This is a genomic window from Mycobacterium parmense (genome assembly GCF_010730575.1).
Classification (GTDB): Bacteria; Actinomycetota; Actinomycetes; order Mycobacteriales; family Mycobacteriaceae; genus Mycobacterium; species Mycobacterium parmense.
Genome location: NZ_AP022614.1, coordinates 2,425,338 through 2,450,390 on the forward strand (window position 1 = coordinate 2,425,338; position 25,053 = coordinate 2,450,390).

Consider the following 25,053-nt stretch of genomic DNA (forward strand, 5'->3'; position numbering starts at 1 on the left):
GTCAACGTGGTACGCGACACGCATGTTAGCGAAATTAACCCTTGTGAAGAGCGTGGTCGCCGCCGGGGCTGCGGCCGCCGCGATCGTCGTCGCGCCCACGGCGGTGGCTGACTTTCTCGCTGCCGCCCCGGCAAGCACGGCGGCACCGGCGCACGTCGTCGTCAAAGACGACCCGGGCGGCGGAGGCTGTGACGCCAATGGCAACTGTGGCTCGGGCGGGCAGTTCAGCGGGCCCGGCGGTGGCCCGGGCGGCCAGGGCTGCGTGCCCGGGGTGGGTTGTGGCTCAGGCGGCCAGAACGCGGGGCCCGGCGGCATCCCGGGCGGAGCCGGCTGCCTGCCGGGTGTGGGCTGCGGCTCGGGTCACGCCTGATCCTTTCCTGAACTCCCGAGCCTGGTGATCCAGGCTCGGGAGTCGGCCGGGTCGATGACGTCGTCGAGCTCGAAGGTGGTTGCCGCCCGCAGCGCCTTGCCGTGCTCGTAGGCCGCGGCCACCAGCCGGTCGAACAACGCCGCACGCTCGGCCGGATCGTCGAGCGCGGCAAGCTCCTTGCTGAATCCAAGTCGCACAGCGCCTTCCAGACCCATCCCGCCGATCTCGCCGGTGGGATAGGCGATGGTGAACTGCGGGGCGCGGAAGGAACCGCCCGCCATCGCCATGGCCCCCAGCCCGTATCCCTTGCGCAGGATGATCATTCCCAGCGGCACCGTCAGCCGCGCGCCGGTGACGAACATGCGGCCGAACCGCCGGACCGCGGCCTCTTTCTCCGATTCGGGTCCCACCATGAATCCCGGGGTATCGCAGAGCGAGATCACCGGCAGCCGGAACGTCTCGCAGAGCGTCAGGAAGTCGCTCGCCTTGTCCGCCGCCTCGGCGTCGATGGCGCCGCCGAGGTGATGGCTGCTGTTGGCCATCAGTCCGTACGCCCTGCCCTCGACGCGGACCAGCGCGGTCACGATTCCCACCCCGTAGTCGGGTCGCAGCACCAGCGCCGAGCCCACGTCGACCACCGCCTCGACAGCCCGGTGCACGTCGTAGGCGCGTAACCGGTTCTGCGGCACCACATGCCGCGCCAGTCGCGGATCCGGCGGCTCCCAGCCGGGGAGGCGCCGGAGAAAGTACGACAGGTACTGCCTGGCCAGCGCCACCGCGTGCGCCTCGTCGCGGGCCACCAGGTCGACGACGCCGTTGCGGCGCTGCACGTCGATCGGCCCGATCGCCTCGGGTGGGTAGACACCCAGGCCGCCGCCTTCGATCATCGCCGGACCACCCATGCCGATGTTGGCGTCCGGGGTCGCGATGATCACGTCGCACACCCCGGCCAGCGCCGCGTTGCCGGCGAAGCAGCGGCCGGAGACGATCGCCACCAGCGGCACCCGCCCGCGCAGTCCCGCGAGCATGCGGAAGGTCGGTACGTCCAGCCCGGCGGCGCCGCCGACGTCGGTGTCCCCGGGCCGGCCGCCGCCGCCCTCGGCGAACAACACCACTGGTACCCGCTTGCGGGCGGCCACTTCGAAGACGCGGTCGGTTTTCGCGTGGTTGCGCATTCCCTGCGTTCCGGCCAGCACGGTGTAGTCGTAGGAGACCACCAGCGCCTCGGCCGCCGCGTGCCCGAACCGGTCGGCGCCGATGGTGGCCAGGCCCGCGATCAGGCCGTCGGCCGGGGTGTTGGCAATCAGGTCTTCCTCGGAGCGCCGGCTGCGTTGCGCGGCGACGGCCAGCCCGCCGTACTCGACGAAGCTGCCGGCGTCGACCAGGTCGGCGATGTTCTCCCGGGCGGTCCGTCGGCCCCGGCTGTGCCGCTTGGCGACCGCGGCTTCGCGGCCCTCGTCGAGGGTGAGCAGATGCCGCCGCCGGACCTCGTCGAGGTCGGCGCGCGGCTGGTCGAGATCGGTTGCGGCGGAGGATTTCTCGTCGTCGGCGTCGGCGCCGGCCCGGACGAAGACCAGGAGCGGGTCTCCGGTCCCGACCACCTGTCCGGGCGCGACCAGGCTGCGGACGGTTCGCAGGCCGGCCGGCGCGCGCAGCACGTGCTGCATCTTCATCGCCTCGAGGACGACAAGCTGGGCCCCGGAGTCGAACTCGGTGCCGTCGGGCGCCACCTCCACCACGGTGCCGGCCAGGTGGGCGCGTAGCACCTCCTCCCCCGGGTACAGCTCGACCGCGCTGACGCGCGTTTCCCGATGGCGGGACAGCGCCGCGGCCGCCAGCCCGGGCAGCTTGCGGTCCAGGAATCCGGTGGTCACCGTGGCGGACTGAAAATCATCCTGCGACAGGATTTCTCGCAACAGTTCGATGTTGGTGCCGACACCCTCGATGTCGAACTCGGCCAGCGCGGCCGACGCCTTGCGCGCCGCGGCGGGCAGCGACGACCCGCGCACGTGCGCGGTGACCTTCGCCAGCAGCGAGTCGTACCGCGGGCTGGTGACAAGTCCGGGCCGGCCGTAGGTGTCGACCCGAACTCCGGGACCGGCCGGTGGGGAGAACGCGGTCAAGGTGCCCGCCGCGGGCACCACCGAGCCGTCGGCGGCGAAGGTCTCCATGTTGACCCGTGCCTGAACCGCCGTGCCCCGGTGCGCGGTCGGCTCGCCGATGACTTCGATTCCGTCGGAGGCGATTCCGGCGGGAAGACCCAACTCGTAATAGGAGGCGCCTGCGGCAATGGCCAGCTGGGCCGCGACCAGGTCCACCCCGGTCGTCTCCTCGGTGACGGTGTGCTCGACCTGGATACGCGGGTTGACTTCGAGGAAGGCGAAACTCTCACCGGCAACCAGGAATTCGACGGTGGCCACCCCGCGCACGCCGACCCGCGCGCACAGCCGCGCAGCGGCGTGGTGCAGATCCCGCCGCAGCTTGTCCGAAATCTCTTGGGCCGGCGCGATCTCGATGAGCTTCTGATGGCGTCGCTGCACACTACAGTCCCGGTCACCCAGGGCCAGGGCGCGCGGCTGGTGTCCGACGGGCGCGGCGACCACCTGCACCTCGAGGTGCCGCGCGTCGTCGAACAGGGCCTCGGCGAACAGCGCGGAATCGCCGAACCCCAGTTGCGCTTCCGCGGCGCACTGACGATAGGCGTCGTCGATGTCGCCCGCACCGCGCACCGCGCGCATGCCCCGGCCCCCGCCGCCGGCGAGCGCCTTGATCATGATGCCGCCGTCGTGGTCGGCGAAGAACGCCCGGACATCCTCGAGCGTGCTCGGCCCCTCGGTGGCGGGCAGCACCGGCACCCCCGCGTCGGCCGCGGCGCGGCGCGCCGACGACTTGTTGCCCAGCAACTCGAGCACGTCGGGGTCCGGGCCCACGAACGTGTGCCCGGCCGCCGCGCAGGCTCGCGCGAACCCCGGGTTCTCGCTGAGGAATCCGTAACCGGGATGGATCAGCTCGGCCCCGCAACGGTCGGCGGCCGCCAGCACGGCCGCCTGGTCGAGGTAGGTCTGAGGGCCGGCGCCGGACAGGGCGATCGCCTCGTCGGCGGCGTGCACGTGCGGGGTCTCGGCGTCGTCCTCGGCGTAGACCGCGACCGTCCGCATGCCCAGTTCCGTTGCCGTGCGGATGATTCGGAGCGCGATCTCGCCACGGTTGGCTATCAGCAGCGTCGCGCTCATCGCAACGGATCGCCCCACCGCACCTGCCGGCGCAGCCTGGCCTTGAGCAGCTTGCCGCCGGCGTTGCGCGGCAGTGGGCCGTGCACCACCGTGACGTACTGGGGGATCTTGAAGTCGGCCAGCCGGCCGCGGCAGTGCTCGAGCACCGCCGGCACGTCGACGCGATCCGGGCCGCCGAACAACACAGCGCCCACCTTCTCCCCCATGACGTCGTCGGGCACCGCCAGCACACACGCGTCAGCGACACCGGGCGCCGCGAGCAGCACGGCCTCCACCTCAACGCTCGAGACGTTCTCCCCGCCGCGGTTGATGATGTCCTTGAGCCGGTCGACGAGATGCACCCGGCCGGCGTCGTCCACCCGCACTACATCGCCGGTGTGCAGCCAGCCGTCCACGATCGTGGCCTCGGTGGCCTCCGGCCGGTTCCAGTAGCCGGCGGTCACATTGGCGCCCCGCACCACCAGTTCACCTGTGCGCGAATCGGCGCCGGAACCGATCACCGCCAGATCCACCGAGGGAACCGCGTACCCGACAGAGTCGGCATGCGCGAGGGCGTCGGCGTCGGGCAGCACGGTCATCAGCGAGGCCGTTTCGGTCATCCCGTAACCGTTGAACACCGTCGCGGCCGCGAAGGCGTCTTTCACCGAGCGCACGAGCGACGGGGCGATCGGCGCGCCGCCGTAGCCCACCCAGCGCACCCCGGAGACATCCGCCGAGGCGAAGCCTTTGTGCCGCAACAACAACGAATAGATCGCCGGAACGGTCACCATGGACGAGATGCGCTCGGCCGACAGCGTGGCGATCAGCTCCTCGAGGTCGAGGGCCGGCATGATGACCGCCGCGCCACCGAGGCGCATGGCGACCAGAAGCTGTGTATTGCAACCTGTCACGTGGAACAGCGGCACGGATATGAGGGTGCGCATCTCCTCGCCGAGATCGCGCGGCTGGTCGAGGCAGCGCAGGTTGTTCTCGGCGTTGGTCAGGAAGGCCTCGTGGGTGGTCGGCACCCCCTTCGGGTGCCCGGTGGTGCCCGAGGTGTAGAACAGCGCGGCGGTGTCGCGGGGGCCGAGTTCGGTGGACACATACGGTTGCCCGTCCGGCAGCGGGGCATCGGCCGACAGGTCCCCCCGCGCGCCCGAGTCCGACAACACGAAGTCGACCTCCGGCTGCGCCGAGCGCGTATTGACCGCCACCGCAACGCCACCGGCCATCACGGCGCCCCAGAACGCCAGCACCCAGTCGATTCCGGCGGGACGGCGCACCGCGACGCGGTCTCCCCGGCGCAGGCCGGCCGCACGCAGCCCGCCGGCGACCCGCGCGGCGCGCTCCCACAATTGCCGATAGGTCAGCCGGCCGGCGCCCGGTTCGACGACCGCTTCGCTGTCGGGCCGCCGGTCGACCTGATCGGCGAGCATGTCCAGCAGAGTGTCCGGCAGGTCGTCGTAGTGCGGGACGCCCCGGGCGTCACGGGAGACGCCCGTCGTCGGGAAGGGGTTGGCGCCACGGGCGATTTCGGTCACGGCGGACGTGCCCTGTCCTGACATTGCGGTGTCCTATCGTGATAGCGGTGACGATCGAGGACTCCGCCATCATGCCCGAGGCGCTTTTCACCGAGGACGGCGACTCCTTCGTGCCGGGGACGCTGACGCGTGGTCCGTGGGGCGCGGCAATGGGCGGGCAGATCGTCGGCGGCCTGCTGGGCTGGGGCGTGGAACGCGGCGGCATCGATCCCGACCTGCAACCGGCCCGCTTGACGGTGGACCTGTTGCGCCCGGTCGTGCTCGAGCCGGTGCGGATCCAGACCTCGGTGCAGCGCGAGGGCCGGCGAATCAAGCTCGTCGATGCAGCCTTGGTGCAGAACGGCACGACCGTCGCGCGCGCCAGCGCGCTGTTCTTGCGGCGCGGGGAGCACCCCGACGGCCACGTGTGGTCCGGCCCCGTCCAGGCGCCGCCGCTTCCGGTGAACACCGACGGGTTCCCGGCGGACATGCCTTTTCTCATCTGGGGCTACGGGGCCAGCGCGCAAGGCAGTCCCGGCATCGCGGCGGGCGAGTGGGAGCAGGCCCACTCCCAGAAGTTCGCCTGGGCCCGCGTGTTTCGCCCGATCGTCGCCGGCCACCCGCTCACACCGTTTGCCCGCCTCGCTTTCGCCGGGGACATCACGAGTTCGCTGACCCATTGGGGCACAGGCGGATTGCGTTACATCAACGCCGACTACACCGTCACCGCGAGCCGGCTGCCGGACGGTGAATACGTGGGCCTGGCCGCGCAGAGCCATTACGCAGCCGCGGGTGTGGCGACGGGCACCGCGACGCTGTTCGATCGCCACGGCCCGTTCGGCACCTGCTCGGCGGTCGCGCTGGCCCAGCCGGCGGAGGCGTTCAAACCGGCTTTCGAATAGGTATGCTGTTGCAGTCCTCCAGCCGGCGCGTAACGGATGGTGCATGCAGATGAGGGTCATCTCAGGTCGTCCAGCGCAATCGGCCGGCTCGCCCGCTCGCCGAGCCGGCCGGTCTCGAGGCGGTTGTGACACCCGCGCCACGTGAGCGCGGCGATATCAGCCGACGGGTGTTCCTGGCCGCGACGATCGGGGGCGGGTTGGGGCTGACCGCCTGCGGGCGCCCCGCCGCGCCGGCGCGGAGCACCCCCACGTCGGTCAGCGCGTCGGCCAACCCACTTTCGGAGGCAATCAATGCCGCCGAGGCTGCGCGCCCCCACACGGGTCGCACAGTGACGGCAGCACTGACGCCGCGGGCGGCCGGCATCGACCTCGGCGGCCCCATTGCACACACCCTGGCCTTCGGCACCACCGTCCCGGGTCCGCTGATCCGGGCCAACGTCGGCGACGAGCTGGCCGTCACCGTCACCAACGGTCTCGATCGCCCGACGTCGGTACATTGGCACGGCATCGCGTTGCGCAACGACATGGACGGCGTGGAACCGGCCACCCCGAACATCGCCGCGGGCCAGCAGTTCACCTACCGGTTCTCGGCACCTCATCCCGGGACCTACTGGGCCCACCCCCACGTCACCCTGGACACCGACTACGGGCTGTACCTACCGGTGATCATCGACGACCCCACCGAGCCGGGCGCCTACGACGCCGAGTGGATCCTCATCCTGGACGACTGGACCGACGGCGTCGGCAAGAGCCCACAGCAGATCTACGACGGGCTGCGTCAGATGGGTCAGATGCAGACGTCGACGGTCGTGGGGAACAGCGCCCTACTCGGCGGCGACGCCGGCCACGTGCTCTACCCCTACTATCTGATCAACGGGCGCATCCCCACAGCGCCGGCCACCTTGCGCGCGAAGCCGGCGCAGCGGATCCGGGTCCGCATCATCAACGCGGGCTCCGACACGGCATTCCGCGTCGCGCTGGCGGGGCATTCGATGACGGTCACCCACACCGACGGCTTCCCCGTGGCACCCACCACCGTCGATGCGCTGCTGATCGGCATGGGCGAACGCTACGACGTCATCGTCACCGCGGGTGACGGAGTCTTTCCCCTCGTGGCACTCGCCGAGGGCAAAAACGCCCTGGCGCGCGCGCTGCTGTCGACCGGCGCCGGGACCGCGCCCGATCCCGCATTCCAGCCCACCGAATTGACGGGCCGCATAGGGACCGTCGCGATGTTCAGCGCCACGCCCCCGGTGGACCTGGGAACCGCCAAGGCGGACGTCAGCCTGCGCGCCAACCTCTCGGGCAGCATCAAGCGATACGACTGGGCGATCAACGGCAAGCAGTATCCGCACGACTCGCCGCTCACCATCAAGCAGGGGCAGCGCGCCACACTCACATTTGCCAACGCCACGATGATGTGGCATCCCATGCATCTGCACGGGCACACATTTCAGGTCATGGATTCCCATGGCGCCCTGGGGCCCCGAAAGGACACCACCATCGTGTTGCCCATGCGCGAGGTCAGCGTTGCCCTGGTGGCCGACAACCCCGGCATCTGGATGATGCACTGCCACAACACCTATCACCAAGAGGCCGGGATGATGACCACCCTGAACTACACCGGCTAAGCACCCGCTCCGTCGTCATCGGATTCGATGCTGCACCCGTCCCCCGAGGTGCAGTCGCCGCTGTCGCCGCAGTCCTGGCGGGTATCCGCCCAGAGCGGCTCGTCGACGGCGAAGCCGCGTGCCCGCAGGGCGGCCACCGTCCGGGCGACGTTGCCCTTGCCGTAGTCCACCCCGTCGACGTCCGACGGCGCGTGGTGGATGAATCGACCACACGCTTGGTGACAGAAGTCCGCGTAGGGCTTCGTGTACAGGATGAAGGTGTGCCAGCCGATGTCGACCAGCGGTGCGGGAGAGAAGTTGCCATCCGGATCCCCGGCGCACAGCGAGAGGAATGCGAGCGCCTGGTCCATGATGCGTTCGGCCAGCGCGCGCTCGATGCGCTCGTCGGTGACGATGCGGTTGACCAGACGCTCCCAGAGCTGACGTTCGACCAGGTCGCGGTGGGCGAGGTGTGCGTAATTGCCGGTGACTGGGTCGGCGCACGGTGCAGACATCGCCTCTCCTTTGCTCGGAGCTTCGGCTGGGTTCAGCGTAGTCGGCCGGCGGTCACCGCGGAACGGGTCGACGACGTCGCGTTTGCGCGGACGCGCTCATTCCATCAGCCGCGCGGCGAGGGTCGCACCGAGGTTCCAGCAGGACTCCAGGTCCTCCTTGGTCGGCTTACCCGAGACCACCACGGTCTCGGCGGCCTTCACCCAGCCCAGTCCGGCGACGATCGCGTCGACGCCGCGCTCGGCGCCTTCGGTGCCCTCGTTGCCGTGCAGATACAGGCCGAACGGCCGACCCCGCGTCGCGTCCAGGCACGGGTAGTAACAGACGTCGAACGCGTGCTTGAGCGCCCCGCTCATGTATCCCAGGTTGGCCGGGGTGCCCAGCAGGTAGCCGTCGGCACCGAGCACATCGGCCGGCGACAGCGTGAGCGCGGCGCGCCGCACGACCTGCACGCCCTCGATCTCGGGGTCGGTGGCGCCCGAGACCACCGCCTCGAACATCTCGTGGGTGTGTGGCGACGGCGTGTGATGAACGACCAGCAGCGTCCTGCTCACGGGCGGGCCTGCAGCGCGACGGCCGTCCGCATGGCTTCCCGGGCCCGCCGGCGGTCGCCCGCGTAGTCGTATGCGCGGGCCAGCCGGTACCAGCGCCGCCAATCGTCGGGGTGGTTCTCTACCTCGGTGCGCACGGCGGCGAACAGCGTGTCGGCCGCGGCCGGCTCGATGCGCCCAGATGGGCGCCTCGGCAGCCCGCTGACGTCGAGTTCGAGGCCGTCCGCGGCGATCCGGCGCGCCAGTTTCTGGTGGGCGAAGCCGGAGCGCACGGTAGCCACCATGGCCCACAGCCCGATGACCGGCATGACGAGCACCGCCAGGCCCAGGCCCACGGCGGCGGCCCGGCCCGAGGCGATCAGCGCCACGGCGATGCGGCCCAGCAGCACGCAGTACACGAGCAGCGCCACGCACATGAAGCCGATCAGCAACTGGACGCGCAGGGTGGCGTTCATTGCAGGTCGAGCAGCGGCTCGAGGCCGATCGTGAGTCCGGGCCGTTCCGTGACGCGCCGCACCGCCAGCAGCACGCCCGGCACGAACGAGGTCCGGTCGAGGCTGTCGTGGCGGATCGTCAGCGTCTCGCCCTCCGTGCCGAACAGGATCTCCTGGTGCGCAACGAGTCCCGCCAGCCGCACCGAATGCACCGGGACGCCGTCGACGTCCGCCCCGCGGGCGCCGGGCAGGCCGGTGCTGGTGGCATCGGGGTTGGGAGGCAAGCCCTTTCGGGCCTCCGCGATCAGCTTGGCGGTACGCGTCGCGGTGCCCGACGGGGCGTCGGCCTTGTGCGGATGGTGCAACTCGATCACCTCGACCGAGTCGAAGAACCGCGCAGCCTGCCGGGCGAAATGCATCGACAGCACGGCCCCGATCGCGAAGTTGGGGGCGATCAGCACCGACGTGTTCGGGCTGTCGGCCAGCCAGGCCCGCACCTGATCGAGGCGCTCCGCGGTGAAGCCGGTGGTGCCGACCACGGCGTGGATTCCGTTGGCGACCAAGAACTCCAGGTTGCCCATCACCACATCGGGGTGGGTGAAGTCGATGACCGCCTCGGTGTCGCCGTCGGTGAGCAGGCTCAACGCGTCGCCGGCATCCACCTCGGCGGACAGGGTGAGGTCGTCGGCGGCCTGCACCGCCGCCACCATCGTCGACCCGACTTTGCCCTTCGCTCCCAGCACACCTACCCGCATGAGGACACCCTAGACCGGGGTGGCGCGGCGACCGGTTGGCTGGGCTTCATGGCTGTCCAGTGATTGCGAAATGTTTTTGCAGCCGTTGCACAGATATGTGGATTAGCCTGGCGGACCCCTGCCACCCATTCGGGCGGCGGTCGGGCTGACAATTCTCGCAATTCCGAATCGCGAATTGGGATTCGAAGGAGATGACGCTATGAGCGCAACGGGGCGCTGTGGCCGTGTCGTTGGTTTCGGGCTGATGAGCGGTCCACTTCTGGGCGCCGCAATCGTGTGGGCCGGCCCTGCCCAAGCCGATCCCGGCTCCTATCTCAACGATCTGCACAAGGCCGGGATTCACGACGTCAACGGTGGCGACGCGGCCCTGCTGCGGACCGGTCAGAAGTTGTGCCAGCAGATTTCCTATGGCGCTTCCCCGCAGGAGCTACAGGGATTGGCATTGCAGCGCTCAGACAGCACCCTGGGGCCCAATGGCCTCACGCCCGTGCAGGCGGCCGAGGTCGTCAACTTCGCCGTCGCCGACCTTTGTCCGCAATACTGAGTCTTCCGCGCGGCAGAGTTTCGGCGCTTCCGATTTTCGCCGCGGCAGAGTTTCGGCGCGGCATTCGGGTGATCTTGTCCACAGTCCCGCTTCTGTCCACAGCTGGCCTTTCGGCACCGGCCGGGAGTTCGACCCCGGAATAGTATTCGAACATGAGTTCGATCGATGTTCCGCCCGCGGTTGCTGCCGCTCTCGAGGCGCTCGACACGGCGGTGGCCACGCTGCGTGGGCTGAACTTCGACGCGCTCACCCCCGCCGTTGCGCTGTGCGCGCTCGAGCGGATGGAAACCTCTCGCCGCCGGCAAGTAGCCGTCAGCCACGACGTGATCGCGAGCCTCACAACGCACGACCCCGCCGACGTCGGGGGGCCGGTCCACAAGGTGATCGCGGACTGGCTGCGGATCAGCACCACCGAGGCCGTCCGGCGGCTGCGGGACGCCGAGAGCCTCTCGCCTCGCTCGACCCTCACCGGGCAGGTGCTGCCGCCGGAATTGCCTGCCACGGCCCGGCTATGGCGCGACGGCTTGCTCGACGGGCAGCATCTGCGGGTGATTCGGGAGTTCGTACGCGACCTGCCCGAGACCGTGCCCGCCGAGGCAGTCGAGAAAGCGGAGGGCTTCCTGGCGCGCCAGGCGGCGCTGTTGCGGCCCGACCAGCTCGCGAAGGTCGCGGGCCAGTGCGCGCTGCGGCTCAACCCGGACGGGAAGTTCTCCGACTCCGATCGCGCGCGCCGGCGCGGATTCACCTGGTGTGGCCAGCGCCCCGACGGCATGAGCGTCGGGAAGCTCGTGGCATCCCCGGAGCTACGGGCCAACCTCGATGCTTGGCTCGCGCGGTTCGCCGCCCCGGGAATGTGCAACCCGGACGATGAATACCCTTGTGTCGAGGGCGAACCCACCGAACAATGCGCGGCCGGCGACACACGCAGCCATTCCCAGCGGCAACACGACGCGCTCAACGCGCTGGTTCGTGGTCAACTGGGCGACCCGAAGTTGGGGCGGCACAACGGACTGCCGGTGGCGGTCATCGTCTCGACCACGCTGCAGGAGCTGACGTCGGCGACCGGCCGGGCGGTGACGGGCGGCGCAACACTGCTGCCGATGCGCGACGTGATCCGGATGGCCCGCCACGCCTACCACTACCTGGCCGTGTTCGACAAACACTCGAGCCGCCCGCTCTACCTCGGCCGGACGAGGCGGATCGCCACGGCGGATCAGCGCGTCGTCCTCTACGCGAAGGATCGCGGCTGCACGCACCCGGGCTGCGACGTGCCGGGATATTGGAGCGAGGTGCACCACATCGAGGAGTGGGCCGCCGGCGGCCGCACCGATGCCGACAACCTCACCTTCGCCTGCGCGCCCATCCACAAGCTGGTCGGACGTGGTTGGCAGACAAGGAAACTCCCGAACGGGCGCACCGGGTGGATACCGCCCCCGCCGCTGGACCGCGGCGCGCGCACCAACGACTACCACCACCCGGAGCGCCTCTTCGATGAAGACGAAGCGCCCTGAGCCGCTACTTCTTGAACCGGCCGGCGAACCCGCGCAGCGGCAGGTCGGCGCTGGTGACGAGCCCCGGCGGCGCCGCCACCACGGCCCTGAGCGAGTTGAGTGCGGGCAGCCCGGTCACGGTCATGCCGATGGAGGCGAAGTTGTCCGGGTTGGACAGGTCCACGCCGGGTTTGGGGAAGATCATGTGCTTGTTGTAGACGCAGGGGTCGCCCTTTATCTGGGTGATGTAGCAGCCCTTGATGTCCCAGTGGGGGTCGGTGTGCGGCGTCATCTGCCATTCCAGGTGCGTCTCGACGCGCGGCACGCCGTCGACCATGCCCTGGTACTTGATGTAATTGCCGCCCAGCGAACCCTTGGGCAGTGTGTACCAGCCCAGGTCGACGTCCTTGGTGCAGGCGCCCAGCTCATAGGTGAACCTCACCTCGTCGAGGGGCAGGTCGAAGCAGTCGGCCATCATCAGCACACTGTCGGCGAACACCCGCGTGTATTTTTCCAGCTTCGCCGGTATTTCCGGGTCATCCACGGGCAGGCCGTAGCCCACCTCGATCCAGGTGTCCTTGGAGTGGTGGCACGACACGTCGACGGACTCGATGGTGGTGACGTTCTCGATCTCGGCGACGTCGGCCGAACACACCACGCCCAGGATCTGGTTCAGTCCCGGATTCATCCCGGTGCCGTAGAAAGTGGCACCGCCCAACTCGGCGGCCTCGGCCAGCAGCCGGGTCACCGGCTTTCCCGACGGGTGCGGATGGTTCTTGTCGCGGTGCCACCCGGTGATCCAGTCCGCGGTGGTGACGATGTTGATGCCCGCCTCGAGCACCTTGACGTAAAGGTCCTCGTCGGGAAACACGCCGTGGAAGGTCAGCACGTCCGGCTTGGCCGCGACGATCTCCTCGATGCTGCCGGTCGCCTTCACCCCGTTGGGCCCGATGCCCGCAAGCTCGCCGGCGTCTCGTCCGATCTTCTCCGGCGAATAACAGTGCACTCCAACGAGTTCGAGGTCAGGGCGGTCGGCGAGTCGCCTGATCATCTCCGAGCCGACGTTTCCGGTCGCGACCTGGAAGACGCGAATCGGCCGGGTGGGTGCGTTCATGGGTGTTCAGCCTTTCCGGGTTGCTGCGTACACTTCGGCGGCGCTGCCGCCGAGGCCGTCGGGGTAGAACTGCTTGGCCCAGTTGCGGATCGCGGTGAAGCCTTCGTACTCGGCGGCGGCCAGCGCGGGCGGGTCGGAGTAGCGCTGGTGTTGCCAGATCTCGATGTCCTGGGTGAATTGCCGGATCACCTCCTGCCCGAATTCACACCCCTTGCGTTCGGCGCGCGCCGGATCCTTGCCGGGCATCCGGCCGATGTAGACCATGAAGCGGACGTCGGAGGTGCGCTCGTCCACCGGGGTGACCGCGGAGATGGTGCGGTTGTCGACCATCCCCCAGCTCTTGGTCACCGCGATTCCCAGGCCGCCGTTGATGGCCTGTACGCCGCTGTTGACATCCTCGATCCGCTGGCCGTCGTCGCCGGAGAACGTGATGGTGAAGTCGACGTAGGAGACCGCGCCGGCGAAGTCGTGGCGGGTGAAGACGGGCACGATCGGGGTGTCGTGCACGAACTTGAAATGCGCGAAGTCGACCCCGTTCTCGAGCACGTACTGCGGGTGCAGTTCCAGCCCCTGCCGAAACAACCGTTGCTGCGGGTAGTAGCCGGCGGCGCCGCCGTCGTCCCCGAACGCGGCGAACACGTCGGGTGGCTCGAAGAACGGCTCGCGCCCCTGCAGGTCGTGCCAGATGTAGACCGACTCGTTGCGCTCCACCACCGGATAGGTGCGGATCCGCCTGCCCCGGTTGGGGCGGTCCTGGTAGGGAATGCAGACGTTGCGTCCCCCCTCGTTCCACTGCCAGCCGTGGAAGGGGCACTGCAGCACCTCGCCGACGACCTTGCCGCCGTAACCCAGGTGCGCCCCCAGGTGTTCGCAGTAGGCGTTCATGACGGAAATCCGGCCGGACTCGGTCCGCCAGGCCACCATCTCCTGATCGAAGTACTTCATCGTGTGGACGTCGCCGACACCGATCTCGTCGGACCAGGCGACCTGAAACCATCCGGTCGGTTTCATCGACAACGGCGGCTTAGCCATGTGGGAACCCTCCTTGCGTAGGAATGATAGGCGGCATCGGGCGAAGATCACAGTCCCCTCTATGAAAATGGTAGGCTCGGCTCGTGACCGGGACCGAGGTCGCCGGCCGGCGCCCCAATCGGCGCGGCCACGCCACGCGCGAGAGCATGCTCGAAGCCGCGCTGAAGTCGCTCGCGTCCGGCGAGCCGGGCTCGGTGTCGGCCAACCGCATCGCCAAGGACATCGGGGCGACCTGGGGCGCCGTGCAGTACCAGTTCGGCGATACGGACGGCTTTTGGGCCGCGGTGCTGCACCGCACGGCCGAGCGCCGCGCCGCGACGTTCTCGAGCCTGTCGACGCCGGTCTCGCCGGACGCCCCCCTGCGCGAGCGCGTGGGCGCCATCGTCGACACCCTTTACAGCGGGCTGGCCTCGCCGGATTCCCGCGCTATCGAGAACCTGCGGGCCGCCCTGCCGCGCGACCCCGGCGAGCTCGAGCGCCTCTACCCGCGCACCGCCGCGGAGCTGTTCTCCTGGGGCAGAAGCTGGCTCGAGACGTGCCAGAACGCCTTCGCCGGCCTCGATGTCGACCCGGAACGGGTGCGTGAGGTGGCCACGCTCATCCCTGGCGCGATGCGCGGCCTGGTCTCCGAGCGCCAGCTGGGCTCCTACGCCGACCTCGACGTGGCGCGGCGCGGCCTCACCAACGCCCTGGCCGCCTACCTGGAACAGTCGCGGCCGCCAGGTCTTTAGCCTTGACGGTGTGAGCAACAGCGACGTCAGAGTCCGGCGGGCCGAGCCGGCCGATTTCGCTGAGGTGGCCGCGATGCACTATCCCGTGTGGCGGCGGTCCTGGGAGGGGATCGTGTCGCCGCACCTGCTCGATCTGCTCGGCCCGGCGCAACGCTGGGCCGACGTCGTCTACCCGGAGATGCTCAGCCGCCGCGGCTGGAGCATGTGGATCGCCGAGGCCGGCGTTGCGACGCTCGGCATGGTCCTGTTCGGGCCGGACTCCGCGCATCCCGAACACGTGCAGATCGACTCGCTCTACGTCGACGAACGCCACCAGCGGCACGGCGTCGGCGCCCTGCTGCTGCGGCAGGCCGTGTGCGCGAACCCCGCCGCTGACGTGATCCTGTGGTGCGCGGAGATCAACACCAAGGGCCGCCGCTTTTATGAGAAGAACGACTTTCGCGCCGACGGGCGCACGCTCGACTGGGAGCCGCTGCCCTGGGTACGGGTGCCGCACCTGGGCTATCGACTCAAGCGCGCCTGACCGGCGTTGCGGTCCACCCATTCGGCGGTCAGCCGGGCGATGACGCCGGGTTGCGCAGCCACCACCCAGTGGCCGCCCCCGATCGGGACCACCCTGCCGCCGTCGGGGATGGCGCCGGTGAACCTCTGCAGGGCGGGCGTGACGAAGATGTCCCAGCGTGGCACCAGAACCTGCACCGGCACAGTGGTTTTCGGGAGCTGCCGCCCCGGCGACAGCATCGGCGCCGGCATGTTCGCCCGATACAGGCCGAGCCCGTTGAGGTAGTCGCTCAGCGACCGCGGCGCCTTCGGGCCCTGCCCGCGACCACCGATAAGCGCCGTCGCCTCAACGACTTTCACACCCACCCGGGAGCGGAACGCCAACTCGGGCAGCAGCGGGCACAGGAAGAATGCGATGTAGGAGGACGCCAGCAGCTGCCCGGCGACCCGGGCGAGCGCCAGGGGCGTGCGCGCCGAGCGTAGGAACGCGCCGGCGTAGCGCAGGTGCGGGCCCGAGATCGACGTGAAGGAGGCGAACCTGCCCATCACCGACTCGTCGGTGACGGCGGCCCAGGTCGCGATGGAACCCCAGTCGTGGCCGAGCAGATGGACTTGCGAGACGCCCAGGCTGTCGACGACCGCGCCGAGGTCGGCGATGAGCTGCGCGAAGGCGTACCCCGAACGCGTCGCGGGAGACGAAGACTCACCGGCGCCGCGCACGTCGTAGGCGACGACGTTGTAGCGGCCGGCGTAGTGCGCGGCAAGCTCGCCGGCCACCGGGTCCCACACGTGGTGGTTGTCCGGAAAGCCATGCACGGCAAGGATGGTGGGGCGTCCGGCGTCGATGTCGGTATAGCGGTGGACGGCGAGGGTGACGCCGTCGGTGGCGGTGACGTGCGAGGTGACGGTCATCGCTGGGCGCTGGGCATCGCAGCCTCTACTCCGCCTCGGCGCGGTGCTTGAGCCGCTGCAGCGTCAGGCGGATGTGCTCGGCGTTGGCGGCCGCCCGGTCGGGGACGCCGGTGGCCATGCCGGCGAGCTTGCGGAACCAGTTGGGCCTGCGGTCCCAGGTGCTTTCGGTGACCCGGCAGCCGGCGTCGTCGGCAACGATGTCGTACTGCCAGCGCGCGATCGGCAGCACGGTGTGGGTCACCTCGAAGGCGAAGAGGCGGCCCGGCTCGGCGTCGGTGACGGTGCACTTGGTGGTCCAACTCCGGTGGCCGTTCTCGTTGCGGCCGGCGAACACCGCGCCCGGGCGGACCGCGTCGCCCTTGCGCCACCGCATCGCCACCGCCTCCTCGGCCAGCGACGCCAGGGTGGGCAGGTCGGTGAGCAGCCGGTACACCACATCGGGGCGGGCGTCGATCTGCACGGTGGCCGACGCGCACGGATCAGTCATCCGCCGATCATAGGTCCCGGATCGACCCTCCTGACCGCTCCCGCCTCGATTGCGGCCCATCTGAAACTTCTCCACACTTGAGGTGAATCCGCACAGCGAGGGGCCACCATGCGAGTCGGCGTACCGACCGAGACCAAGAACAACGAGTTCAGAGTGGCCATCACCCCGGCGGGCGTCGCCGAGTTGTCCCGGCACGGCCACGACGTGCTCGTGCAGGCCGGCGCCGGGGAAGGCTCGGCCATCTCCGACGAGGAGTTCAAGGCGGCCGGTGCCGAGCTGACCAGCTCGGCCGCCCAGGTCTGGGGCGACGCCGAACTGGTGCTCAAAGTCAAAGAACCGCTGCCGGCCGAGTACGGGCTGCTGCGGCGCGGCCAGACCGTCTTCACCTATCTGCACCTGGCCGCTTCGCGGGCGTGCACCGAGGCGCTGTTGTCCTCCGGCGCAACGTCTATCGCCTACGAGACCGTCCAGGTTGCCGACGGGACGCTCCCGTTGCTGGCCCCGATGAGCGAGGTCGCCGGCCGGCTCTCCGCGCAAGTCGGGGCCTATCACCTGATGCGGACGCACGGCGGGCGCGGCGTGCTGATGGGCGGTGTGCCGGGGGTGAAGCCCGCCGACGTCGTGGTGGTGGGCGCCGGCACGGCCGGCTACAACGCCGCGCGGGTCGCCGGCGGCATGGGCGCCAACGTCACGGTGCTCGACGTCAACATCAACAAGCTGCGGCTGCTCGACGCGGAGTTCGGTGGCCGGGTCCGCACGCGCTATTCGTCGGCGTACGACCTGGAAGGCACCGTCAAGCGCGCCGACCTGGTGATCGGCGCCGTCCTGGTGCCGGGCGGGAAAGCCCCCAGGCTGATCTCGAACTCCCTTGTCGAGCAGATGAAGAACGGCGCGGTGCTGGTGGACATCTCGATCGACCAGGGCGGCTGCTTCGAGGATTCCCGGCCGACCACCCACGACGAGCCGACGTTCGGCGTGCACGGCACGGTGTTCTACTGCGTGGCGAACATGCCCAGCGCGGTGCCCAAGACGTCCACCGTGGCGCTGACCAACGCGACCATGCCGTATGCGATCAGGCTCGCCGACCACGGCTGGCGAGCGGCGTGCCGGTCGGATCCCGCCTTGGCCAAGGGGCTTTCGACGCACGACGGCGCGCTGGTGTCCGAGCGGGTGGCCGCCGACCTGGGGCTGCCGTTCACCGATCCGGCGGAGCTGCTGTCCTGAGGGCCCTGAGGGCTAGGTGAGGCCGGCGATGATGTCGGCCACCGGCCCGGTGCGGGCCTGCCGGTAGGACGTCCCCGCCCACAGGGTCATCCCGTTGGGGTCCTCCACGGCGGCCGCGGCTTCCCTTATCGGCCAGGTCATCTGGTGCACCTCGGGGTAGCCCAGCGGGGCCACGGTGTCGAGCATGCGGGTGAATTCATTCTCCAGGCTGCGCGCGTACCGGCCGGAGAAGGCTCGCGTGACGATGGTGTTCGCGAACAGCGGGTTCTTCATCGCCGTGCGCTGCGCGACGTTGGTGCCGGCCTCGTCGCTGAGCAGCAGCGCGGTGCCCACCTGGGCGGCCACCGCTCCCCGGTTCAGCACGGCGGCGACGTCCTCGGCGGTGCCCAGGCCGCCGGCCGCGACGAGGGCGACGTCGCGGTGCGCGCTGCGGATCCGGGCCAGCAGCTGGTGCAGCGATTCGGTACCGGGTTCCATGTCCGGTGCGAAGGTGCCGCGGTGGCCGCCGGCTTCGGGCCCCTGCACGATCAGGCTGTCCGCGCCCGCGGCGATGGCCACCCCGGCCTCGTAGGCCGACGTCACGGTCACCATCACCAGCAGGCCCAGCGCGCCGAGCCGCCCGATCACCTCGGGCGGCGGGACGCCGAAGGTGAACGACACCAGCTCCGGGCGGACGTCGGCCACCACCTCGAGCTTGCGCTCCCAGTCGTCGTCGTCGCCGTGCTCGGGCCGCCCGACCTCGACCTGGTAGAACTCGGCGATGTTCATGAGCTCTTCGGCGTAGTAGTCCAGCGCGATCCAGTCGGCGACACTGGGTTGGGGCACATGCAGGTTGACCCCCAGGGGGCCGGTGGTCAGCGCGCGCGCGGCGGCGATGTCCTCGGCGAACCGGTCGGCGCTGATGTGCCCGGCGGAGAGGAAACCGAGGCCGCCGGCGTTCGAGACCGCCGCCGCCAGCGCCGGGGTGCCGGGTCCACCGGCCATCGGCGCGCCGACGATGGGCACCGCGATGTCCCAAAAGCCCAGTACCATCTGAGCTAATCTACCATCGCCCGAAGTTGTTGGGGCAGCGAGCGTTTCGAAGCGTAGGGGCCCAGGACGGCGGCGGCGTATCGCTGCGTCAGCAGCTTGCGCGCCACCGCGTTGACCTCGTCGACGGTCACCGCGTCGATCTTGGCCAGCGTTTGCTCGATGCTGCGATGTCTGCCGTAGTTCAATTCGTTGCGTCCCAGCCGGCTCATCCGGGAGCCCGAGTCCTCCAGGCCCAGGACGAGCCCGCCGCGCAACGACCCCTTGGCGATTCGGCATTCCGCCTCGGTGATGCCGTCGCGCGCCACCGCGTCCAGCACGCCGGAGGTCACCGCCATGACGTCGGCGAACCGCTCGGGCTGGCAGGCGGCATACACCGACAGCGCGCCGGTGTCGGCGAAGACGTCCACCGTCGAGTACACCGAGTAGGCGAGGCCACGCAACTCGCGAACCTCCTGGAACAGCCGCGAACTCAGGCCGCCGCCCAGCGCGGTGTGCAGCACCGACAACGCCCAGCGGTGCCGCCAGCCGCGCCCGGGCGTGCGGACACCCAGCGACATGTGGGTCTGCTCGGCGTCGCGCTTGCTCAGGGTCAGCCCAGGCCGGCCGGCCACCCGCCCGGCGCCTTTGCGCGGGGCCAGCGGATGGCGCCCGCGGACCAGCCGCGGCCCGAAGTGCTCGCGCACCAACGCCAGAACCTCGCCGTGGTCGACGTTGCCGGCCACCGCCACCACCATCCGCTCCGGCGTATAGCGCCGCACGTGGAACGAGCGCAGCTGGTTGCGGGTCATCGACGACACCGATTGCGCCGTGCCGATCACCGGACGGCCCACCGGGTGGTCGCCGAACATCGCCGTCAGGAACAGGTCCCCCAGCGCGTCCTCCGGGTCGTCGTCGCGCATCGCGATCTCCTCGAGGACGACATCGCGTTCCAGCTCGACGTCGTCGGCGGCGCAGCGGCCGTTGAGCACCACGTCGGCCACCAGGTCGACGGCCAGTGCGAGATCGCTGTCGAGCACGTGCGCGTAGTAGCAGGTGTGCTCTTTGGCGGTGAACGCGTTGAGCTCCCCGCCCACGGCGTCCATCGCCTGCGCGATGTCGACGGCCGTGCGGGTGGGCGTCGACTTGAACAGCAGATGCTCGAGAAAGTGGGCCGCACCGGCCACGGTGCCGCCCTCGTCGCGCGAGCCGACACCGACCCACACGCCGACCGACGCGGAACGGACCGAGGGCAGGTACTCGGTCACCACCCGCAGGCCGCCCGGCAATGTGGTGCGCCGCAGTGCGGCCTGGCGTTCGGGTTTCGCCGCGGCGACGTGCGTGCCCCGCCGCAACGCGGGGTCGGCTGCCGACTTCCTAGACTGAGCTGGCGGCATCGGCGGGGGCGGGGTCAGCAGGGGCGGCCCCATTCTCGGCCCCGTCGTCTTCGGCCACCAGCACCAGCGAGATCTTGCCCCGCTTGTCGATGTCGGCGATCTCCACCCGCAGCTTGTCGCCGACGTTCACCACGTCCTCGACCTTCGCGATCCGCTTGCCACGGCCGAGCTTGGAGATGTGCACCAGGCCGTCACGCCCGGGCAGCAGCGACACGAACGCGCCGAAATCGGTTGTCTTGACCACGGTTCCGAGGAACCGCTCGCCGACAGTCGGCAGCTGCGGGTTGGCGATGGCGTTGATCCGGTCGATCGCGGCCTGCGCCGAGGGCCCGTCGGTCGCCCCGACGAACACGGTGCCGTCGTCCTCGATGGAGATCTGCGCGCCGGTCTCCTCGGTGATCGCGTTGATCACCTTGCCCTTGGGGCCGATGACCTCGCCGATCTTGTCGACCGGGACCTTGATGGTGGTCACCCGGGGCGCGTACGGGCTCATCTCGTCGGGACCGTCGATGGCCTCGGCCATCACCTCGAGGATGGTCAGCCGCGCGTCCTTGGCCTGGGCCAGAGCGCCCGCCAGCACCTGCGACGGGATCCCGTCGAGCTTGGTGTCCAGCTGCAGCGCGGTGACGTAGTCCTTGGTGCCGGCGCACTTGAAGTCCATGTCGCCGAACGCGTCCTCGGCGCCCAGGATGTCGGTCAGGGTGACGAAGCGGCGCTCGGTCTTGCCGTCCACTTCGATGTCGTCGGAGACCAGGCCCATCGCGATGCCGGCCACCGGCGCCTTCAGCGGCACCCCGGCGTTGAGCAGCGCCAGCGTGGACGCGCACACCGACCCCATCGAGGTCGAACCGTTGGAGCCCAGTGCTTCGGACACCTGCCGAATGGCGTAGGGGAACTCCTCGACGCTGGGCAGCACGGGAATCAGGGCCCGCTCGGCCAGCGCGCCGTGCCCGATCTCGCGCCGCTTGGGCGAGCCGACCCGGCCGGTCTCGCCGGTGGAGAACGGCGGGAAGTTGTAGTGGTGCATGTACCGCTTGGACGTTTCCGGCCCCAGCGAGTCGATCTGCTGGGCCATCTTGACCATGTCGAGCGTGGTGACGCCCAGGATCTGCGTCTCGCCGCGCTCGAACAGGGCGCTGCCGTGCGCCCGCGGCACCACGGACACCTCGGCCGACAGCGCGCGGATGTCGGTGATGCCACGGCCGTCGATGCGGAAGTGGTCGGTCAGGATGCGCTGGCGGACCAGCTTCTTGGTCAGCGAGCGGAACGCGGCGCTGACCTCTTTCTCCCGACCCTCATAGGTGCCGGCCAACCGCTCGAGGACCTCGGCCTTGAGCTCGTCGATGCGCGCGTCGCGCTCGGCCTTGCCGCCGATGGTCAGCGCCTTGGCCAGCTCCTCGGTGGCCACCGAGGACACCGAGTAGTAGACGTCGTCGGCGTAATCCGGGAACACCGGGTACTCGCCGGTGGGTTTGGCGGCCGCGTCGGCCAGCTCCTGCTGCGCGGTGCACAGCGCGGCGATGAACGGCTTGGCGGCCTCCAGGCCTTGCGCCACAACGGTTTCCGTCGGCGCCTGGGCGCCGCCCTCGACCAGCTCGATGAGCTTTTCGGTGGCCTCGGCCTCGACCATCATGATCGCGACGTCCTGCTGGTCGTCGCCGACTATCCGGCCCGCGACCACCATGTCGAACACCGCCCGCTCGAGCTGCTCGACGGTGGGGAACGCGACCCACGTTCCGTCGATGAGCGCCACCCGGACACCCCCGACGGGACCGGAGAACGGCAGGCCGGAGATCTGGGTGGACGCCGACGCCGCGTTGATGGCCAGCACGTCGTAGAGGTCGTTGGGGTCCAGGCTGAGGATCGTCACGACGACCTGGATCTCGTTGCGCAGCCCACTGACGAACGATGGCCGCAGCGGGCGGTCGATCAGCCGGCAGGTCAGGATGGCGTCGGTGGAGGGGCGGCCCTCGCGGCGGAAGAACGAGCCCGGGATGCGGCCCGCGGCGTACATCCGCTCCTCGACGTCGATGGTCAGCGGGAAGAAGTCGAAGTGCTCCTTGGGGCTCTTGCTGGCGGTGGTCGCCGACAACAGCATGTTCTCGTCGTCGAGGTAGGCGACGACGGCGCCGGCGGCCTGCTGGGCCAGCCGGCCGGTCTCAAAGCGGATGGTGCGGGAGCCGAAACTCCCGTTGTCGATGGTGGCGGTCGCCTCGAACACGCCCTGTTCGATTTCAGCTACAGACATAGGTGTCCGTACTGCCTCTCTGGTATTCGGCTTTTTCGCGCGTCAATGCAGAGTCCGGAGAGCGGAAGTCTGAATACGGCTACGGCCATCGATCGAAGCGGCCGACCTGCCCCAGATCCGGAGAGCCCGGCAGCCACTACCGAAGACCGCCCGATGCAGACTGGGCTGCTCTCTCGGAGGTGCGTAGTGACACGCTGGAACGGCACACGCGGATCTGCGTGTCCGCACCGTTTGCCCAGGCCGAAACGGCCCAGAACGCCCTCACTCTACACGGGGAAACAACGGCCGCCAGCGGGCCTGCCGAATATCGCGGCGGACGCCGCCCAGGTCAGCGGCGCAGGCCCAGGCGCTCGACCAGCGCGCGGTAGCGCGCCACGTCGATCTGCGCCACGTACTTGAGCAGCCGGCGGCGGCGCCCGACCAGCAGCAGCAGGCCGCGGCGCGAGTGGTGGTCGTGCTTGTGCACCTTGAGGTGCTCGGTGAGGTCGGCGATCCGCTTGGTCAGCAGCGCCACCTGGGCCTCCGGGGACCCGGTGTCGGTGTCGTGCAGGCCGTAGGTGCCCAGGATCTCTTTTTTCTGCTCGGCAGTAAGCGCCACGAAACTATCTCCATCCAATGGTCCGCGAACAAGAATCACGGCGCGGCCACCGCGAACCGCAGCACGCGCCGATGTCGTCGCAAAGTTTAGCAGCAGAGCACCCAACGGCCGGATTCGTCTAATCGGCGTCCAGCAGGGCCCGCGCCTTGTCGGTGTCCTTGCCCATCTTGTCGATCAGGTCTTTGACCGTGTCGAACTTGCGCTGCCCGCGGATGCGGGCGACGAAGTCCAGCGCCACATGCTGTCCGTAGAGGTCGGCGTCGGTGTCCAGGACGAACGCCTCGACGGTGCGGGTGCGCCCGGAGAACGTCGGGTTGGTGCCGACGGAGACCGCGGCTTGGTAGCGCTCCCCGGGCACCACGGTGCCGGTCACCGGGCCGTGCCCGAGGACGGTGAACCAGGCGGCGTACACCCCGTCGGCGGGGATCGCCGAATACATCGGCGGGGCCACGTTGGCGGTGGGAAAGCCCAGCTCGGCGCCTCGGCCGTGACCGCGGACGACGACGCCCTCGACGCGGTGCGGACGGCCGAGTGCCTCCATGGCCGCCACCACGTCCCCGGCGTCCACGCACGACCGGATGTAGGTCGAGGAGTACGTCACCGTCTCGTTGCTGAGGTGCTCGGTCAGCAGCGACATCGACTCGACCGCGAACCCGAACCGCTCCCCGGCGCGGCGCAGGGTCTCGACGTTGCCGGCCGCCTTCTTGCCGAAGGTGAAGTTCTCGCCCACCACGACCTCGACCACGTGCAGGTGCTCGACCAGCAGCTCGTGCACATAGCGGTCCGGCGTGAGCTTCATGAAATCGCTGGTGAACGGCATCACCAGAAAGACGTCTATGCCCAGCTCCTCGACCAGCTCGGCGCGCCGGGTCAGCGTCGTCAGCTGCGCCGGGTGGCTGCCCGGGTAGACGACTTCCATCGGGTGCGGGTCGAACGTCATCAGCACCGTGGGCACGTCGCGCGCGCGACCGGCCTTCACCGCGTGGGCGATGATCTCGGCGTGGCCACGGTGCACACCATCGAAAACCCCGATGGTGAGCACGCACCTGCCCCAGTCCGTGGGAATCTCGTCTTGGCCGCGCCACCGCTGCACGTCCGCAAGCCTACGGCGCGAAGCGGCCGGCCGGGAGGTCCGGCGTCAGGGATCACGCAAGATCGCGCGCGCGTTGCCTAGACTTCTGCACTGTGAGGGCTGACGAGGAGCGTGGCGGTCTCACCGCGGTCGGCCAGGACTACCTGAAAGCCATCTGGAACGCCCAGGAGTGGTCCTCGGAAGGCGCGCCGCCGAAGGTCAGCACCAAAATGCTGGCCGAGAAGATCGGGGTGTCGGCCAGCACCGCGTCGGAGTCGATCCGCAAGCTGGCCGAGCAGGGCCTTGTCGACCACGAGAAGTACGGCGCGGTGACCCTGACCGCCGACGGGCGCCGGGCGGCGCTGGAAATGGTGCGCCGGCACCGGCTGCTGGAAACGTTCCTGGTCAACGAACTCGGCTATGGCTGGGACGAGGTGCACGACGAGGCCGAGGTGCTCGAGCACGCGGTGTCGGATCGCCTGGTGGCGCGCATCGACGCCAAGCTGGGCTTCCCGCAGCGGGATCCGCACGGCGACCCCATCCCGGCGTCGGATGGGCAGGTGCCCACGCCGCCGGCCCGCCAGCTGTGGGCCTGCGACGACGGCGACACCGCGACGGTGGCCCGCATCTCCGACGCCGACCCGCAGATGCTGCGCTACTTCGCCGGGGTCGGGATCAATCTCGACTCGCGGCTGCGGGTGCTGACCCGCCGCGAATTCGCCGGCATGATCTCGGTGGCCATCGAGTCCGGCGACGGTGCCGAGACCACCGTCGACCTGGGCAGCCCGGCGGCCAGGGCCATCTGGGTGGTGGCCTAGTCCGTCGCTG

24 protein-coding genes are annotated in these 25,053 nt (G+C 69.7%); 9 read left to right on the plus strand and 15 right to left on the minus strand.

The window, feature by feature from the left end:
- The first annotated feature begins 43 nt into the window (after positions 1-43).
- The gene (locus tag G6N48_RS10910; protein WP_085267396.1) at positions 44-370 is read left to right on the plus strand and encodes a PE-PGRS family protein; all 327 of its coding nucleotides are present in this window, start codon (positions 44-46) and stop codon (positions 368-370) included.
- Here the strand turns inward: G6N48_RS10910 and G6N48_RS10915 are convergent.
- The gene (locus tag G6N48_RS10915) at positions 361-3,603 is read right to left on the minus strand and encodes an acetyl-CoA carboxylase family protein (RefSeq protein ID WP_085267397.1); all 3,243 of its coding nucleotides are present in this window, start codon (positions 3,601-3,603) and stop codon (positions 361-363) included. The genes G6N48_RS10910 and G6N48_RS10915 overlap by 10 nt on opposite strands.
- On the minus strand, positions 3,600-5,123 hold the full coding sequence (locus G6N48_RS10920) for a class I adenylate-forming enzyme family protein (protein ID WP_085267429.1): 1,524 nt from the start codon (positions 5,121-5,123) through the stop codon (positions 3,600-3,602). The genes G6N48_RS10915 and G6N48_RS10920 overlap by 4 nt, the downstream gene beginning before the upstream one ends.
- Positions 5,124-5,170: 47 nt before the next feature.
- Here G6N48_RS10920 and G6N48_RS10925 point away from each other — a divergent pair, with 47 nt between their 5' ends.
- Positions 5,171-6,004: an acyl-CoA thioesterase domain-containing protein gene (locus G6N48_RS10925; RefSeq protein ID WP_179969867.1), complete on the plus strand. Its 834-nt coding sequence runs from the start codon at positions 5,171-5,173 to the stop codon at positions 6,002-6,004.
- A 125-nt stretch (positions 6,005-6,129) separates the two neighbouring features.
- Complete coding sequence (locus tag G6N48_RS10930; RefSeq protein ID WP_269475421.1) at positions 6,130-7,635, plus strand: multicopper oxidase family protein; 1,506 nt, start codon at positions 6,130-6,132, stop codon at positions 7,633-7,635.
- On the opposite strand, the gene G6N48_RS10935 is transcribed toward G6N48_RS10930, so the two are convergent.
- The 4 genes from G6N48_RS10935 to dapB all read right to left on the minus strand — a co-directional run bounded on the left by G6N48_RS10935 (position 7,632) and on the right by dapB (position 9,867).
- Positions 7,632-8,129: a glycine-rich domain-containing protein gene (locus G6N48_RS10935; protein ID WP_085267398.1), complete on the minus strand. Its 498-nt coding sequence runs from the start codon at positions 8,127-8,129 to the stop codon at positions 7,632-7,634. The two genes, G6N48_RS10930 and G6N48_RS10935, sit on opposite strands and share 4 nt — an antisense overlap.
- A gap of 96 nt (positions 8,130-8,225) precedes the next feature.
- Positions 8,226-8,627, minus strand: a complete 402-nt coding sequence (locus G6N48_RS10940) for a flavodoxin family protein (RefSeq protein WP_139825596.1) — start codon at positions 8,625-8,627, stop codon at positions 8,226-8,228.
- Between the two features lie 50 nt (positions 8,628-8,677).
- A complete protein-coding gene (locus G6N48_RS10945; protein WP_085267400.1) occupies positions 8,678-9,133 on the minus strand; it encodes a tetratricopeptide repeat protein in 456 nt (151 codons plus the stop codon).
- A complete protein-coding gene (gene dapB, locus G6N48_RS10950) occupies positions 9,130-9,867 on the minus strand; it encodes a 4-hydroxy-tetrahydrodipicolinate reductase (protein ID WP_085267401.1) in 738 nt (245 codons plus the stop codon). The genes G6N48_RS10945 and dapB overlap by 4 nt, the downstream gene beginning before the upstream one ends.
- A gap of 199 nt (positions 9,868-10,066) precedes the next feature.
- On the opposite strand from dapB, the gene G6N48_RS10955 reads away from it, so the two are divergent.
- Together G6N48_RS10955 and G6N48_RS10960 are read left to right on the plus strand one after the other, a co-directional pair.
- Complete coding sequence (locus G6N48_RS10955; protein ID WP_085267402.1) at positions 10,067-10,411, plus strand: DUF732 domain-containing protein; 345 nt, start codon at positions 10,067-10,069, stop codon at positions 10,409-10,411.
- A gap of 152 nt (positions 10,412-10,563) precedes the next feature.
- A complete protein-coding gene (locus G6N48_RS10960) occupies positions 10,564-11,922 on the plus strand; it encodes an HNH endonuclease signature motif containing protein (protein WP_085267403.1) in 1,359 nt (452 codons plus the stop codon).
- 4 nt (positions 11,923-11,926) lie between these two features.
- Here G6N48_RS10960 and G6N48_RS10965 read toward each other — a convergent pair whose 3' ends face one another.
- A complete protein-coding gene (locus G6N48_RS10965) occupies positions 11,927-13,015 on the minus strand; it encodes an NAD(P)H-dependent amine dehydrogenase family protein (protein WP_085267404.1) in 1,089 nt (362 codons plus the stop codon).
- Between the two features lie 6 nt (positions 13,016-13,021).
- Positions 13,022-14,047 carry a Rieske 2Fe-2S domain-containing protein gene (locus tag G6N48_RS10970; RefSeq protein ID WP_085267405.1) on the minus strand — a complete coding sequence of 342 codons (1,026 nt, stop codon included), beginning with the start codon at positions 14,045-14,047 and terminating at the stop codon, positions 13,022-13,024.
- A 146-nt stretch (positions 14,048-14,193) separates the two neighbouring features.
- Here G6N48_RS10970 and G6N48_RS10975 point away from each other — a divergent pair, with 146 nt between their 5' ends.
- Both G6N48_RS10975 and G6N48_RS10980 read left to right on the plus strand, forming a co-directional pair.
- On the plus strand, positions 14,194-14,778 hold the full coding sequence (locus G6N48_RS10975) for a TetR family transcriptional regulator (RefSeq protein ID WP_085267432.1): 585 nt from the start codon (positions 14,194-14,196) through the stop codon (positions 14,776-14,778).
- A 10-nt stretch (positions 14,779-14,788) separates the two neighbouring features.
- A complete protein-coding gene (locus tag G6N48_RS10980; protein WP_232066595.1) occupies positions 14,789-15,301 on the plus strand; it encodes a GNAT family N-acetyltransferase in 513 nt (170 codons plus the stop codon).
- Here G6N48_RS10980 and G6N48_RS10985 read toward each other — a convergent pair.
- The gene (locus G6N48_RS10985; RefSeq protein ID WP_085267406.1) at positions 15,280-16,191 is read right to left on the minus strand and encodes an alpha/beta fold hydrolase; all 912 of its coding nucleotides are present in this window, start codon (positions 16,189-16,191) and stop codon (positions 15,280-15,282) included. The two genes, G6N48_RS10980 and G6N48_RS10985, sit on opposite strands and share 22 nt — an antisense overlap.
- Positions 16,192-16,216: 25 nt before the next feature.
- Positions 16,217-16,678, minus strand: coding sequence for an SRPBCC family protein (locus G6N48_RS10990; RefSeq protein WP_085267407.1), 462 nt, complete (start codon positions 16,676-16,678; stop codon positions 16,217-16,219).
- A 108-nt stretch (positions 16,679-16,786) separates the two neighbouring features.
- Between G6N48_RS10990 and ald the strand changes: the two genes are divergently transcribed.
- Positions 16,787-17,902, plus strand: coding sequence for an alanine dehydrogenase (ald, locus tag G6N48_RS10995; protein ID WP_085267408.1), 1,116 nt, complete (start codon positions 16,787-16,789; stop codon positions 17,900-17,902).
- Positions 17,903-17,914: 12 nt separating this feature from the next.
- On the opposite strand, the gene G6N48_RS11000 is transcribed toward ald, so the two are convergent.
- The 5 genes from G6N48_RS11000 to G6N48_RS11020 form a co-directional block, all read right to left on the minus strand.
- Positions 17,915-18,934 carry a nitronate monooxygenase gene (locus G6N48_RS11000; RefSeq protein WP_085267409.1) on the minus strand — a complete coding sequence of 340 codons (1,020 nt, stop codon included), beginning with the start codon at positions 18,932-18,934 and terminating at the stop codon, positions 17,915-17,917.
- A 5-nt stretch (positions 18,935-18,939) separates the two neighbouring features.
- Positions 18,940-20,307 carry a M16 family metallopeptidase gene (locus G6N48_RS11005; protein ID WP_085267434.1) on the minus strand — a complete coding sequence of 456 codons (1,368 nt, stop codon included), beginning with the start codon at positions 20,305-20,307 and terminating at the stop codon, positions 18,940-18,942.
- On the minus strand, positions 20,288-22,555 hold the full coding sequence (locus tag G6N48_RS11010) for a polyribonucleotide nucleotidyltransferase (protein ID WP_085267410.1): 2,268 nt from the start codon (positions 22,553-22,555) through the stop codon (positions 20,288-20,290). The genes G6N48_RS11005 and G6N48_RS11010 overlap by 20 nt, the downstream gene beginning before the upstream one ends.
- A gap of 328 nt (positions 22,556-22,883) precedes the next feature.
- The gene (gene rpsO, locus G6N48_RS11015) at positions 22,884-23,153 is read right to left on the minus strand and encodes a 30S ribosomal protein S15 (RefSeq protein WP_085267411.1); all 270 of its coding nucleotides are present in this window, start codon (positions 23,151-23,153) and stop codon (positions 22,884-22,886) included.
- Positions 23,154-23,271: 118 nt separating this feature from the next.
- Positions 23,272-24,246 carry a bifunctional riboflavin kinase/FAD synthetase gene (locus tag G6N48_RS11020; RefSeq protein WP_085267412.1) on the minus strand — a complete coding sequence of 325 codons (975 nt, stop codon included), beginning with the start codon at positions 24,244-24,246 and terminating at the stop codon, positions 23,272-23,274.
- 92 nt (positions 24,247-24,338) lie between these two features.
- On the opposite strand from G6N48_RS11020, the gene mntR reads away from it, so the two are divergent.
- Positions 24,339-25,043: a manganese-binding transcriptional regulator MntR gene (gene mntR / locus G6N48_RS11025; protein ID WP_085267413.1), complete on the plus strand. Its 705-nt coding sequence runs from the start codon at positions 24,339-24,341 to the stop codon at positions 25,041-25,043.
- The last annotated feature ends 10 nt before the right edge of the window (positions 25,044-25,053 follow it).

Bases quoted from the DNA above. Each gene is read 5' to 3' on its own strand.
- G6N48_RS10985 (WP_085267406.1), bottom strand. From the start codon at position 16,191: ATGACCGTCACCTCGCACGTCACCGCCACCGACGGCGTCACCCTCGCC.
- G6N48_RS10935 (WP_085267398.1), bottom strand. From the start codon at position 8,129: ATGTCTGCACCGTGCGCCGACCCAGTCACCGGCAATTACGCACACCTC.
- G6N48_RS10940 (WP_139825596.1), bottom strand. From the start codon at position 8,627: ATGTTCGAGGCGGTGGTCTCGGGCGCCACCGACCCCGAGATCGAGGGC.
- G6N48_RS10965 (WP_085267404.1), bottom strand. From the start codon at position 13,015: ATGAACGCACCCACCCGGCCGATTCGCGTCTTCCAGGTCGCGACCGGA.
- G6N48_RS10955 (WP_085267402.1), top strand. From the start codon at position 10,067: ATGAGCGCAACGGGGCGCTGTGGCCGTGTCGTTGGTTTCGGGCTGATG.
- G6N48_RS10915 (WP_085267397.1), bottom strand. From the start codon at position 3,603: ATGAGCGCGACGCTGCTGATAGCCAACCGTGGCGAGATCGCGCTCCGA.
- G6N48_RS11005 (WP_085267434.1), bottom strand. From the start codon at position 20,307: ATGCCGCCAGCTCAGTCTAGGAAGTCGGCAGCCGACCCCGCGTTGCGG.
- G6N48_RS10970 (WP_085267405.1), bottom strand. From the start codon at position 14,047: ATGGCTAAGCCGCCGTTGTCGATGAAACCGACCGGATGGTTTCAGGTC.
- ald (WP_085267408.1), top strand. From the start codon at position 16,787: ATGCGAGTCGGCGTACCGACCGAGACCAAGAACAACGAGTTCAGAGTG.
- G6N48_RS10975 (WP_085267432.1), top strand. From the start codon at position 14,194: ATGCTCGAAGCCGCGCTGAAGTCGCTCGCGTCCGGCGAGCCGGGCTCG.
- G6N48_RS11010 (WP_085267410.1), bottom strand. From the start codon at position 22,555: ATGTCTGTAGCTGAAATCGAACAGGGCGTGTTCGAGGCGACCGCCACC.
- G6N48_RS10960 (WP_085267403.1), top strand. From the start codon at position 10,564: ATGAGTTCGATCGATGTTCCGCCCGCGGTTGCTGCCGCTCTCGAGGCG.
- G6N48_RS11000 (WP_085267409.1), bottom strand. From the start codon at position 18,934: ATGGTACTGGGCTTTTGGGACATCGCGGTGCCCATCGTCGGCGCGCCG.
- dapB (WP_085267401.1), bottom strand. From the start codon at position 9,867: ATGCGGGTAGGTGTGCTGGGAGCGAAGGGCAAAGTCGGGTCGACGATG.
- G6N48_RS10990 (WP_085267407.1), bottom strand. From the start codon at position 16,678: ATGACTGATCCGTGCGCGTCGGCCACCGTGCAGATCGACGCCCGCCCC.
- G6N48_RS10945 (WP_085267400.1), bottom strand. From the start codon at position 9,133: ATGAACGCCACCCTGCGCGTCCAGTTGCTGATCGGCTTCATGTGCGTG.